Annotated in this window: 9 protein-coding genes and 1 tRNA gene; 8 read left to right on the top strand and 2 right to left on the bottom strand. The window is 42.5% G+C overall.

The annotated features are described in order from the left end of the window. Positions 1 to 6: 6 nt before the first annotated feature. Together LK416_08040 and LK416_08035 are read left to right on the top strand one after the other, a co-directional pair. Complete coding sequence (locus LK416_08040) at positions 7 to 1845, top strand: ABC transporter ATP-binding protein/permease (protein ID UEA73643.1); 1839 nt, start codon at positions 7 to 9, stop codon at positions 1843 to 1845. A 290-nt stretch (positions 1846 to 2135) separates the two neighbouring features. Continuing rightward, positions 2136 to 5948 (top strand): EAL domain-containing protein, encoded by a 3813-nt coding sequence (locus LK416_08035; protein ID UEA73642.1) that lies wholly within the window; start codon positions 2136 to 2138, stop codon positions 5946 to 5948. A gap of 153 nt (positions 5949 to 6101) precedes the next feature. On the opposite strand, the gene LK416_08030 is transcribed toward LK416_08035, so the two are convergent. Further along, positions 6102 to 6175: transfer RNA gene (locus LK416_08030), tRNA-Arg, on the bottom strand. A gap of 69 nt (positions 6176 to 6244) precedes the next feature. Next, positions 6245 to 6991 (bottom strand): GTP pyrophosphokinase family protein, encoded by a 747-nt coding sequence (locus LK416_08025; GenBank protein UEA73641.1) that lies wholly within the window; start codon positions 6989 to 6991, stop codon positions 6245 to 6247. Between the two features lie 182 nt (positions 6992 to 7173). Here LK416_08025 and LK416_08020 point away from each other — a divergent pair, with 182 nt between their 5' ends. The 6 genes from LK416_08020 (at position 7174) to LK416_07995 (ending at position 13996) form a co-directional block, all read left to right on the top strand. Next, on the top strand, positions 7174 to 8022 hold the full coding sequence (locus LK416_08020; protein ID UEA73640.1) for a hypothetical protein: 849 nt from the start codon (positions 7174 to 7176) through the stop codon (positions 8020 to 8022). A 131-nt stretch (positions 8023 to 8153) separates the two neighbouring features. Continuing rightward, complete coding sequence (locus LK416_08015) at positions 8154 to 8672, top strand: RNA polymerase sigma factor (GenBank protein UEA73639.1); 519 nt, start codon at positions 8154 to 8156, stop codon at positions 8670 to 8672. Further along, positions 8669 to 9484 (top strand): hypothetical protein, encoded by an 816-nt coding sequence (locus tag LK416_08010; protein UEA73638.1) that lies wholly within the window; start codon positions 8669 to 8671, stop codon positions 9482 to 9484. The genes LK416_08015 and LK416_08010 overlap by 4 nt, the downstream gene beginning before the upstream one ends. Before the next feature lie 176 nt (positions 9485 to 9660). After that, positions 9661 to 11496 (top strand): VWA domain-containing protein, encoded by a 1836-nt coding sequence (locus tag LK416_08005; GenBank protein UEA73637.1) that lies wholly within the window; start codon positions 9661 to 9663, stop codon positions 11494 to 11496. Between the two features lie 191 nt (positions 11497 to 11687). Then, positions 11688 to 13427: an indolepyruvate ferredoxin oxidoreductase subunit alpha gene (gene iorA, locus LK416_08000; GenBank protein ID UEA73636.1), complete on the top strand. Its 1740-nt coding sequence runs from the start codon at positions 11688 to 11690 to the stop codon at positions 13425 to 13427. After that, complete coding sequence (locus tag LK416_07995) at positions 13427 to 13996, top strand: indolepyruvate oxidoreductase subunit beta (GenBank protein UEA73635.1); 570 nt, start codon at positions 13427 to 13429, stop codon at positions 13994 to 13996. Before iorA ends, LK416_07995 begins: the two co-directional genes overlap by 1 nt. Positions 13997 to 14091: the final 95 nt, after the last annotated feature.

Here is a 14091-nt window from a genome sequence, read left to right as displayed (position 1 = left end):
ACAGACATGGAAGAAAACAGACCAAGACGTGGTGGACGACATATGGGACCTCCTGGAATGGGAGGCGGCGAGAAAGCAAAGGATTTTAAAGGAACCATATCGAAGTTGGTTCGATATACAAGAAAATATCTGCCGGCAGTGATCGTGGTCATGATCATTGCGGTGTTCAGTACGGTATTCAATGTTGTCTGCCCGAAGGTACTCGGTAAGGCAACGACAGCATTATCAGAAGGCATTATGCGGAAGATAAACGGAATCGGTGGAATCGATTTCACCTATATCGGTAAGATTCTCCTGTTCTGTCTGGGACTGTATCTGTTAAGTGTATTATTTAACTTTACACAGGGTATCATCATGACAGGTGTAACCCAGAAGCTATGTTACAAGATGCGTAAGGATGTATCTGAGAAGATCAACCGTATGCCACTTAAGTATTTTGAATCCAGAACCTATGGTGAGGTATTATCTCGTATTACAAATGATATTGATACAATGGGAAACGGATTAAATCAGAGTATCACACAGCTTATTACTTCGGTATCGACTGTTATCGGTGTATTTATCATGATGCTTACGATCAGCCCGCTTATGACGATGATCGCAATTATCATCCTGCCGATCAGTGTGGCATTAATGGGTATCATCATTAAGAAGTCACAGCGTTTCTTTAAACAGCAGCAGGAGTATGTCGGACATATCAACGGACAGGTTGAAGAAGTTTATGGCGGACATACGGTAATCAAAGCATTTAACAAAGAGGAAACAACTTTAAAGGAATTCCATGAGACAAATGAAGTCTTATACAAATCCGCATGGAAAGCCCAGTTCTTTTCCGGTCTGATGCAACCGGTTATGATGTTTGTCGGTAATCTCGGATATGTAGGCGTAGCTATTTCTGGTGCGGCTCTTGCCATTCGTGGTACGATCACGATCGGTGATATTCAGGCATTTATCCAATATGTGAAGAATTTTACACAGCCGATCCAGCAGGTAGCACAGGTTACAAATATGATGCAGCAGATGGCAGCAGCGGCGGAACGTGTATTTGAACTGTTAGAGGAAGAAGAGGAGGTTCAGGTTGTTGAGCATCCTGCTTCTGTCGAGGATATAAAGGGTGAAGTAGATTTCCGTCATGTAAAGTTCGGATACGATCCTGAGAAGATCATTATACATGATTTCAGTGTTCATGTTGATCCGGGCAAACAGGTAGCGATCGTTGGTCCGACCGGAGCAGGTAAGACCACTATGGTTAAGCTGCTGATGCGGTTCTATGATGTAAATGAAGGAGCCATCCTGTTAGATGGTCACAATGTTAAAGAATATAATCGAAGAGAGCTTCGTGATGCTCTCGGTATGGTTCTTCAGGAAACATGGCTGTTTAAGGGGACGATCATGGAGAATATCCGTTATGGAAGACTGGATGCGACGGATGAGGAAGTAATTGCGGCAGCAAAGGCAGCTCATGCACATCGATTTATCTCGGCACTTCCGGGTGGTTATCAGATGGAACTGAATGAGGAAGTGACGAATATTTCACAGGGACAGAAACAGCTTCTTACGATTGCAAGAGCAATCCTTGCAAATAATCCGGTTCTGATCCTGGATGAAGCGACCTCTTCCGTTGATACCAGAACAGAACACAGCATTCAGCGCGCGATGGATAATCTGATGAAGGGCAGAACAAGCTTTGTTATTGCGCACCGGTTATCTACGATCAAGAATGCAGATATTATTCTGGTCATGAAGGATGGCGATATCATTGAACAGGGTAATCATGAGGAATTGATGGCACAGAACGGATTTTATGCAGAGCTATATAATTCACAGTTTGAACAGGTATCTTAGTGCAGTATATAAGATATAACAACAAAATATGAACAAGTACAGAACAGTCTTGCTTTTCTTATCTGATTATAAGAACTTCTTTTATTCGGATAAGAACAGGACTGTTTTTACTTTGCAGGACTGTTGTTTATAATATGATAAAAATATTTTTTTGTATGACAATATGTCGAAATTGTATAAAATGTACAGAAAATAACGCGGTGTAAACTTTTTTTAGTCATTTTTATATACTTTTCTGCCTAATTATGCTAAACTGAAAAAAGGATTTTGTATTTTAGAGGGGAGCATGTATGGAGCGCAGAAAAATTGGAGTTATTATCGCGCAGGCGGAAGAGAACTCACAGAGCCTGTTTATGAAAGGATTAATGGAGGAGGCATATGTCTATGGATACGATATATGTGTATTTTCCATGTACTTAAGATTTCAGGATACTCTGTATAGACAGATTGGGGATTCGAATATTTATAATCTGATTCAATGGGATGCATTTGATGCGATCATTGTTCTTCCGGATACCATTCAGGCAACCGATATAGCAACCCGGTTAGAAGACAAAATTCACGAGGTATTCTCAGGAGTTGTTCTTTTCGTAGATAAGGACAGTCGTTATTTTCCGACTGTAAAGATAAATCATTATAAACCATATAAGAAATTGATCGATCATTTGATCGAGGTTCATCATTATTCCGATATTATGTTTTTAGACGGGTGGAAGAATCATGTTCATTCCATACAGAGAGAACAGGCATATAGAGACAGTCTGACGGAGCATGGAATTCCGGTTGATCCGAATAATATTTATTATGGCAATTACTGGTATGATTCCGGCAAAGAGGTTGTGAAGCTGATTCTGGATTCCAGAGAGAAACTTCCGGAGGCGATCGCATGTGCAAATGACTGTATGGCGATCGGGGTAGCGGCAGAATTATTCAGTAATCATATTCATGTACCGGAGCAGGTAGCAGTGATTGGTTACGATTCTACCGAAGAAGGGAAAAACCTGAAATGCAAGTTAACATCCGCTGATATTCCGGCCAGAGAATGCGGCAGATATTGTGCGAAATATATCCATGCATCCTTTGAGAAAGAACCGATACCGGAATTTGAATCAGAATCCGTGATCTTTCAGGGGACAAGCTGCGGATGCGAAAGGAAAATGCAGCCAGAAAAATATTTTGATGAAAAAGAGAATTTCTGGAATACGGATCATGCGAAGATGGGATACTCTTCTTATTATAACAAGTTTATGGAGGATTTGTTATCTGAACGGGATCACAGAAGTTTTTTCAATACGATATTTCAGCATGTATATCAGGTGCGGCCATTCCATTCGCTTAGTATATGCATGAATGATTACTGGAATTCATCGGAGGTTATGATCAGTGAGGACGCAATGCGTTCTAACGGCTATACGGACAAGATATATCGTATCATAAAATGTGGACCGAGTGAACACACAGACAATCGTATCAGCTTTGATGACATATTTGAAATGAAAGAGATGATACCGGAACTATCTGAGCAAAGAGAGTGTCCGGAGACATTTTTCTTTACACCATTGTATTTTGATAACCGAAGCTTTGGTTATGCAGTTATTGGTTTTACAGATACAGAAGCACAGTTTACAGAAGTTTACATAAACTGGTTAAAGAGTATTATGCAGAGTATGGAAGCGTTTTATCGTCAGAATGGTCTGCGGGAGTTGTTGCGCCAGATGGAAGCAACACAGATTCGTGATGCAATGACCGGCTTGTATAATTATAAGGGCTTCTTACAGAAGGGAAATGAGCTTTGTGAAAATGCGACATTTGATGGTAAATCAATAGCGGTGATCGCGATTGATATTAATAAATTAAAGGATATCAATGCAAGCTATGGAAGAAAAGCAGGGGATGCCGCTATTTTAAAATTGGCGCAGCTGATATCGGAAAGTCAGGATGATGATGCTATATGTGCCCGTATCAGTAATGATGAATTCGTTGTTGCATTCCCGGTTGAAGCATCTGATGAAACATGCGGAGAGGCGTTTATCAAACGTCTGTCGGATAAGATAAAGCAGTATAATGAATTGCGCAAAGAGGCATATGAGATTGAAATCTGCACGGGTATCCGTTGTGATATGATCTCCGGTTCGGAAGCCCTGGATCATCTGATCAATGAAACTATCAATGTGAAGAACAATAAGAAGGCCATAGAGCAAGGAAAAGAGGAAAGGGCAGGTGTTCTGACGGATAAACAGAAAGCGGATGACCATTTGATGGAATTTATTCTGGATAATAACCGGTTTGTTTATCATTTCCAGCCAATTATCAATGCCAGAACAGGAGATGTTTATGCATATGAGGCTCTAATGCGTGCGGACACAGAGCGTAAGATTTCGCCGCTTGATATGCTGGAAAGTGCAGATCGTCTGAACCGTTTATATGATATAGAAAAAGCGACATTTTTTAATGTGGTTGATTACATAGAGGAACACTCTCGGGATTTTGAGGGTAAGAAAGTATTTATTAACAGTATTCCGGGGTGTCAGCTGACAGGTAAGGATAAGAAGAAATTAACTGAGATTATGGAACAGCATGCAGGAGAGCTTGTTGTTGAATTTACAGAAGAAACAGAGATGGGGGATGTTCAGTTAAAGGAGCTGAAGAACTCCTTTGCAAAGATGAACATTGAGACTGCCATTGATGATTATGGTTCCGGTTATTCCAATGTAAATAATTTACTTCGATACATGCCTCGGTTTGTAAAAATCGATCGTATGCTTATGACAGATATACACAAAGATATCCAGAAACAGCATTTTGTAAAGGATATTATAGAATTTGCGCATGATAATGATATTCTGACCCTGGCAGAGGGAATTGAATTGACGCAGGAGCTGCGGGAGGTTATTAAGTTGGGCGTTGATCTGATTCAGGGTTATTATACATCAAGGCCGCAGCCGTATGTTGTGCGTTCGATCGATGAACGTGTGATGAATGAAATTGTTCAATATAATCAGAGTCTGAATGCCAGAATGTATAAGAAAGAATATGAGACGGATTATAATGATACGGTTTCCATGGTTCAGCTTGCCGCTAATAAATATACAAGCATTAAGGTTAAGAAAGCACGGGGAATCAATAAAAAGATCATAATCAAAGGTTCTGTCGGTTTCCAGCCGAATATACTGATGTCTGTAGAAGATGGATTCCGTGGCACCATCATACTTGAGAATGTCAGTCTTGCGGGAGAACGCGGAATTCCGTGTATTGATATCGGTAAGAAGTGTAATGTAAATCTTCAGATTACCGGAGAAAACGAACTACGTACAGGAGGTATCAGAGTTCCGGATAGTTCAGTGCTTACGGTTGTAGGAGACGGTAATCTGACGATCAATCTGAATTCGGGAAAATACTTTGGCATTGGTAATTCATTGGATGAGTATCATGGCGAACTCAACTTCTATCAGGATGGTGGAATCATCATTAATGCAAATGGTATGAAGGGCATTGGTATTGGTTCCGGACTTGGCGGTGTTATCAACATCAAACGCGGACATTATGAGTTTGATATGAAAGGTCAGGAAGGAGCCTGTATCGGATCTGTAAATGGTGATTCCGAATTGTTTATAGAATACTGCGATATGGATATTTATTCAGGTATATCAAACGGTACGATCATTGGATCTGTAAATGGTGATGCAGATATTAAGCTTGAGAATATATCGGCAAAGCTTCAGGGGGCAGGTAATATTATAACCGGTATCGGAACGATTGCCGGTAACAGTTGTATGGTTCGTCTGGAAAATGTAAATATCTCGTCGAATATCCGTGCAAAGGAATGTTATGGCATCGGATGCCGTGCAGGAAGAACGGATATCTATATCGGGTATGCGGCAGTTAAAAGCGTGGTACAGGGCAAGGCGGCGGTTGCCTTTGGTAATTCGGTCATGTCTGCCAAGCTGTACTGTTCCAATGCTGATATTGGAACGAATGCCGTTACAGAGTTCAATTCAGATATCGGAGCACTTGAAAAGAATATACAACTGGAGAACGGTCGTGCAGAGTTTATCCTGAATGGACAGGAGATCAAACGTCAGATTCTCGCAGCAAGATTATAAGAGGATATACACAGCCAAAAAGCGAGGGCTGTAAAAAATACACCCCTACAGATTGATTGTGCATATAATAAACAATGACACATTTCGTTTCTACCCGATGAGCATATGTAGTAAATAAAAAAGACAAAACCGAAATGGTTTTGTCTTTTTCTACGTGCATGAGAGGATTCGAACCCCCGACACCTTGGTCCGTAGCCAAGTGCTCTATCCAGCTGAGCTACATACACACGTTGTTCAACAACAGATAGTATTCTATACCAGTTCTATAAATTTGTCAAACAAAATCTAAGATTTTCTTAAAAAATTTCTGTATTTTTTTCAAGACACAATTTGATCTGTGGCTGAGCACCATCTCCGTAGATCATATTTTTAATCTCCTGCATTTCGAGGTCTGTTTGAGAGATAACATCAGCACAATGTTTTAAGCGACCGGAGATAAGTTCGGGATCGGCGACATCCTTTTTATAACGGAGCTGGTGGTCAAGACTTGCCCAGAAGTCCATCGCGATGGTACGGATCTGAACTTCTACCCGCATATTTCTCGTATGGTCGGCAAAGAAGACAGGAACTTCTATGATCAGATGAAGACTACGGTAACCATTTGGCTTTGGATGGCTGATATAGTCTTTTGCCTCAATCAGAGTAATGTCATTCTGACTGATGAGCTTCTCTGCAACGGCGTAGATGTCATCGATAAAGGAACAGATAACACGGAGTCCCGCAACATCATTCAAATTATATACGATATTTTCTACGGATACCTGACATCCTTTCGAAGACAGTTTTGTTGCGATACTGACCGGTTTCTTGATGCGTGATTGGATAAATTCAATCGGATTTCGGTTATAGCGGACGCTGAAATCTGTATTTAATACATCCAGCTTGGTCTGAACTTCCTTGATCGCACAGGAGTACATCATCATAAGCTCCTCGAATCGTTTCATGTCTTCTATAAAAGGATTCTGCTCCGGATATAGAAGAGCGTCAATATAGCTTCTGTATATATTTGTATTTGTATTATTATCTTTAGCAGACATATTCATAATCTCCGTTTCTGTTTTAGGCAATCTTTATTTTATCAATTTGCATGAATAGACAAAAAATCATTGTCCCTATCATTCTACTACATTTTAAAGGTAGAGTATACTATAAAAACGTGATAAAATGAGCATTGCGACGGATGTGCTTGCACATATCGGCATAATGCGAGAAAGAAGTGAATTATATGAGATATTTGGATCGGCTGATTGCATCAGAGGTTCTTCCGAATGCTTATAAAGAGTGGCGGGGATACCGACAGAAGCTGACAGACTTTATAGAAGAAAATTGTGTGGCCGAAGGAGGGTGTAAGCCTGTTCTTGCTATATGGGGAGCAGGACGGTCAAATGACATCGATCTGGCAAGACTTGCAGAGAGATTTAAGCTGGTTTTGATCGACCGGGATGCAGAGGGACTTGCACAGGCGTGTAAGGCCTATGGATTGGAGGAAACAGATGCTATTTGTGTGGATCTTCCTTTCTGGAATGTAGAGCTTGAGACTTATGAAATGTTTGAAGCATTGCTTGCAGAGGGTGAAGAAGCAGAGATTGTGATCGAGCATTTGAAACAGGTTGCATTTGACAACAGCCACAGGGTATTGCCGGAGATTGGACGAAGGTTTGACTACAGCGTCTGCGTAGGACTTCACAGTCAGTTGAATGCGAGATTTGCAGGCCTGTTATATATGTATCGGGAGAATTATGACGAGGAAGAATTGCAGATGATCGAGAATGCGATCCGGGCATTAAACGAAGTTGCGGTTACCCGGACAAATGATGTGATCTATATGCTGACGGAGAAATTAATGGTGTTCGGGTTAGAATGGGCAGTTGTAAATGAATCCGCTATGGATCAGTGGGAGAATCTTGTCCCTGAAGAAATTGAAGGAGCATTGCAGCTTCGTCATGACATCGGAATGCATAAGGGTTTTGATATCCGGATTGAAGCGGAGCGGCGGTTGTTCTGGCCATTTGCATGGAAGGAGCGAAAGAAGGGGTATGTGATGGAATTGCTGGCAGTACAGCCTCTTGAATAATAGAGGAATTGGGTCTATACGAAGCCGGACAGAATATTAGCAAATTGAAGTGAAATGAACAGTAATAGAAAATCGGAAAAATTCCATAAAAAACAGGGGTAAAAACGTATAGCGGTTATAGGGAGAGACAAATGACAGACAGAGAATTTGGAAAATATATGTCTGCGATCGCACAGGGAGACCGGGAGAGCCTTCGGGCAGTGTATGACGAATATCTGAAGCTGATCTTTGCGGTGGTCTATGATACGATCCGGCAGAGAGAGGAAGCGGAGGATGTTACATCGGAGTTCTTCATCAAGCTTTATCGGATCGCAGACAGTTATAAGAAGGGAACCGGTCATAAGAGATGGCTTGTGACGATCGCAAAGAATATGGCGATCGACCGGATACGAAAGATCGATCGTGAAATGCTGGTGGATGAAATGCCGGAGCGAGACGAAGGAAAGACGATGGAGAGTCAGGTAGTGGAGAATCTGACATTGAAGCAGGCAGTTGCCACGCTAAAGCCGGAGGAGCAGGAGATTCTGGATCTGAAGGTAGTCGGAGGATTTACATTTAAAGAGATCGCGGAAATGAAAGGGCGACCGATCGGAACGATCACATGGATCTATAATCAGGCAATACAAAAATTAAGGAGGTGCAGGCTGTGAGAGATGAACAGAATAAGAACAGACAGACGGAAGAAGACAGATTCATAGAAGCTTATCTGAACCGGATCGATGCAGAAGCACCGGATCTGTGGGATCGGATCGAAGCAGGACTTGACCGTGAAGCAAAGGATGTAGAAGAAAAACAAAAGAAAACCTCAAAGGTAAAATATGTAATTCCGGTTCTTGCGATCGCAGCGGTTCTTCTGGCCGCAGTGATCGCGACACCGTTGCTGTCTGATTCTAAGCGACATTCGAAAGAAATAAATGCAGGCAGGACAACGGATGTTTCAAATGATGGGCTGGATGCAGCAGAGAATTCAAATATATCCGATCGGGCGGAAGATTATGTGGATGAAACAGCGGATTCCATACCGGAGACAGTACAGAATGAAACTGCCAACAGACCGACACAGAATACAACAGAAGCTATACAGATGAATGGAGCCGGTGGAGATTCGTCCGATGTTCAGGCGGAAGCAGGCCATACAAAGAGTCAGACAGATGCACAGGAAAATGCGGGATGTACAGATCTTCAGGTGCCGGAATCAGCTGATATGGATGCATGGCAGGAAATGAGTAATATAGCAGTTACACTTCAGATCACAGAGATTGTAACAGCAGAGCCGGATGCGGTACAAAAATATGCCGCAAAACTCTTGCAGGTATCTGATGCATCCGGGGAATTAATAACCGGTCAGGACATCGTATTGCAGCCGGAAGAAGCAGAGACATTTTCGGTAGGGGAAGAAGTAACAGGTACACTTCTCCGATATGATTCTGAACAACAGGCATGGATCTTAAGCAGACAGTAGTTGATCTGTAAGAAAAAAATCCATAAAAAGAGGATACCCATCCGTATCTTAGTCATAAATAGAACAGATAGCTGTAAAATTTCGTTTTCACATTCGACGATTGATAACGTCGGAGGTGATCAGAGCAGAAATTATGCAGATATCGGATAGTGACTAAGATAAGGAGGGTATTTTTTATGAGAAAAATCAGACGGATGGTAAGTGTGGTTATGATCTCCTGCATGATGGCGGGCTGTCTTGCAGGCTGCGGAAGCTGGAAAGAAACAGGAGGCACGCATGGAGAACGACAGGGAACGGAAAGCCGGTCAGGTACGGAGCGGGAGAGCATCGCAGAAAGATACAGACAGAAAGCCATAAAAGAGGAATTTGAAGAAAATATAGCGGAAACCGGACAGTCACAGCAAAATATGGCTGTGCCGGAAGGTATAGAAGAAGAGGCTTGTGATAGTGTGGTTTCGGCTGCCGATACATGTAATTCGGTAATGGACAGTGCATCAAATTCTGAATATGTAAAAATCGGATATGGAGAATCCGGTTATGATACCAGAGAGTATGACTATCAGGAAGAACACCGTTTTGTGTCTGCTAAAGATTTCCCGCTTTCAACATTTGCGGCAGACTGTGATACAGCTTCCTACAGCAATATCAGAAGTTATATCGAAGAAGGAATGCTGCCGCCTGCAGGAGCAGTCCGGGTCGAAGAAATGATCAATTATTTTGATTATGACTATGTATCAGGCCCGGAGGCTGGGAAGAAGTTTGCAGTATATACGGAATATGCGGATTGTCCATGGAATAAAGATACAAAGCTGATGATGGTAGGACTGAATACGGCCGCGATCGATATGAGTGAGAAGAAAGCATCCAATCTGGTATTCCTGATCGATACATCCGGTTCTATGTATGAGGAAAATAAACTGCCGCTGGCACAGAAAGCATTTAAAATGCTGGCAGAGAATCTGGATGAGAACGACAGGATCAGTATTGTTACATATGCGGGTTCGGATACGGTTGTTCTAAATGGCGTGGCAGGTTCGGAGGCCTATACGATATGCGAGGCACTGGATTCGCTGGAAGCATCCGGCAGCACAAATGGAAGTGCGGGACTGATCACGGCATATGAGATCGCAGAGCAGCAGTTTATAAAAGACGGAAATAATCGGGTGATCCTTGCGACGGATGGGGATCTGAATGTCGGGCTGACAAGCGAGAGTGATCTGGTAGGATTGATCACTGAGGAGAAGGACAGCGGTATATTCTTGAGCGTTCTGGGATTTGGCTCTGATAATCTGAAGGATAACAAATTAGAAGCATTGGCAGATCACGGAAACGGTAATTACTCGTATCTGGATTCTGTCTATGAAGCAAAGAAGGTTCTGGTTGACGAAATGGGTGGAACCTTATATACGGTTGCAAAGGATGTCAAAATGCAGATTGAATTCAATCCGGAGCAGGTGAAAGGTTATCGGCAGATCGGATATGAGAACCGTACGCTTTCCGCAGAAGATTTTGCAGATGATACGGTGGATGGCGGCGAGATCGGAGCCGGTCATGTGGTGACTGCACTCTATGAGGTGGTTCCGGTCGATTCGGAATTTGACGTGCCGGGGGCAGAGACAAAATATACATCGAAAAAGCAGAGTACAGATTATTCCGGCGAACTGGCAACCGTGAATATCCGTTACAAAGAACCGGATGGAGATAAGAGCACACTGGAAACAGCCGTTATAAAGGCAGAAAGCGGTCAAAAGGGAATGTCTCATGACCTGAGCTTTGCATCGGCGGTTGCGGTATATGGAATGCTGCTTACGGACAGCGCATATAAAGGAATAGCGACGTATAAGATGGTGGAAGAACTTGCGGAAGCAGGAATCACGGTTCAGACGGATGAAAGAAACATGGCTCAGGCAAGCAACGACCAGTTATACCGGAGCCAGTTCCTTGAACTGGTGCGGAAGACGGAGAAAATACCTCAACGTGAACCGGCAGCACAGATGTGGCAGTGCGATTAACAGACGGCCGGTTGTTTATACTCGAAATTCATAATAAATATAAGCCGTAAAAGGTGTTTTTTCTCTGATATATGCTAACATTTTTATTTTTAAGCGTATAGAAGCACTTCCCTTTTATTGATAATTCTTGTATAATAAAGCATTAGAGTTGCCAAAAGGCAAATATAAGAAATGACAGGAAGGATAAATTAATGGGTGAAAAAAAGATAATGCTCGGTAATGCAGCGATCGCCAGAGGCGCATATGAGGCCGGTGTAAAGGTATCAGCAGCATATCCGGGTACTCCAAGTACAGAGATCAGTGAGAATATTGTAAAATATCCTGAGATATATGCAGAATGGTCTCCAAATGAAAAAGTTGCAACAGAGGTTGCGATCGGAGCATCATTTGCCGGTGTCCGTTCAATCGTATCAATGAAGCATGTAGGTGTGAACGTAGCTTCAGATCCATTATTTACAGCAGCATATACCGGTGTAAAGGGTGGTATGGTTTTAGTAGCAGCCGATGATCCGGGTATGTATTCATCACAGAATGAACAGGATTCCAGACTGGTAGCAAGGACAGCGATGATTCCGGTGTTTGAACCATCTGACAGTATGGAAGCAAAGGAGTTCACAAAGTATGCATTTGAATGCAGCGAGAAGTACGATACTCCGATCATGCTCCGTACAACAACCAGACTGGCACATTCACAGGGCGTTGTTGAATTAAATGACAGAGTAGAAGTAGAAGACAAGCCATACGAGAGAGACATTAAGAAGATGGTTATGATGCCGGGTAATGCGATCCCTCGTCATGTATTTGTAGAACAGAGATTAAAGGACATGGCAGCAGACGGTGAGGATATGCCGATCAATCGTGTAGAGATGAATGATACCAGCGTTGGTGTTATCACCAGCGGTATTCCATATCAGTACGTAAAGGAAGCAATGCCAAATGCCTCCGTATTAAAGCTCGGTATGGTAAATCCGCTTCCTAGAAAGTTGATCGAAGACTTTGCGGCAAAGGTTGATAAGCTGTATGTTATTGAGGAGTTAGAGCCTCATATCGAGACACAGGTAAGAGCCTGGGGCATCGATGCAGTAGGTAAGGAGCTTTTGACCGTTCAGGGTGAATACAGTGCAAATATGTTAAGAGAGAAGATCCTCGGCGAGAAGGTTGAGCAGGAAGAACCTGCAAAGGTTGCACCTAGACCACCTATCCTTTGTCCGGGATGCCCGCATAGAAGTGTATTTTCAGTATTAAACGAACTGAAGATCCATGCAGCAGGAGATATCGGATGCTATACACTGGGAGCAGTTGCGCCGCTTAGCGTAATTGATACAACCGTATGTATGGGATCTTCCATTTCTACATTACATGGTATGGAAAAAGCAAAAGGAAAAGATTACATCAAGAACTGGGTTGCGGTTATCGGTGATTCCACATTTATGCATACAGGTGTAAACTCTCTGATGAACATGGTTTACAACAAGGGTACAGGAACCGTTATCATCCTTGATAACTCAACAACCGGTATGACAGGACATCAGGATCATGCAGCGACCGGTAAGACCTTGCAGGGTGAACCTACATATGCAATCAACATTTATAAATTGTGTAAGGCGATCGGTATTGACAGTGTACATGAGATCAATGCATTTGACATTGACGGTTTAAAGAAGCTGATCAAAGAGGAAGTTGCAAAGGATGAGATCTCTGTTATTATCACCAAGTCTCCTTGTGTTCTTTTAAAGACAACCAAGGTAACAGGTGTATGCAGAGCTATCCCGGAGAAATGTAAGAAGTGTGGTATGTGCTTAAAGCCGGGATGTCCGGCAGTTATCAAGCAGCCGGATGGAACGATCCAGATCGATGAGACCATGTGTAATGGTTGCGGACTGTGTATGAAGCGTTGTAAGTTTGATGCGATCGAAAAGGAGGAATTCTAATGGCTGTAAAGAATATTATGATAGTTGGTGTCGGTGGACAGGGAACTCTTCTTACAAGCCGTATCCTCGGTGGTATCACGACAGCAGCAGGTTATGATGTAAAGCTCTCCGAGGTTCATGGTATGAGTCAGAGAGGCGGTAGTGTTGTTACATATGTAAGATATGGTGAGAAGGTTGCGGAACCGATCGTAGAAGAAGGTCATGCAGATGTTCTGATCGCATTTGAGAAGCTTGAAGCTATGCGTTATGCTCATTTCCTGAAGAAGGACGGCGTGATTATTGCAAATGATCAGAGAATCGATCCGATCACGGTTGTAACCGGTCAGGCAGAATATCCGGAACACATCTTAGAGACATTGTCAGAGAAGCATAAGGTGATCTCCATCGATGCGATGGCAGAGGCAAAGAAGCTTGGCAATCCAAAAGTATTTAATACGATCATTATCGGTGTTGCTGCAAAACATATGGATTTTGACCATGACAAATGGGTAGAGGTTATCAAAGCAACGGTTCCTCCAAAGACAGTTGAGATGAACCTGAAGGCATTTGAAGTCGGATATGCATTATAAAGATTAAAATTAAATAAATGGTTTATTACAGAAGCATCTGTGAAAAACCGTCAGGGAAAATACCTTTTGTACATAAGAAACAGTTCATGCAGATA

The organism is Lachnospiraceae bacterium GAM79, from assembly GCA_020735665.1.
In the GTDB taxonomy this organism is placed as follows: Bacteria; Bacillota; Clostridia; order Lachnospirales; family Lachnospiraceae; genus Coprococcus.
The sequence above is the reverse complement of the archived record's forward strand: the minus strand, read 5'-3'. Positions and strand labels throughout refer to the sequence as shown.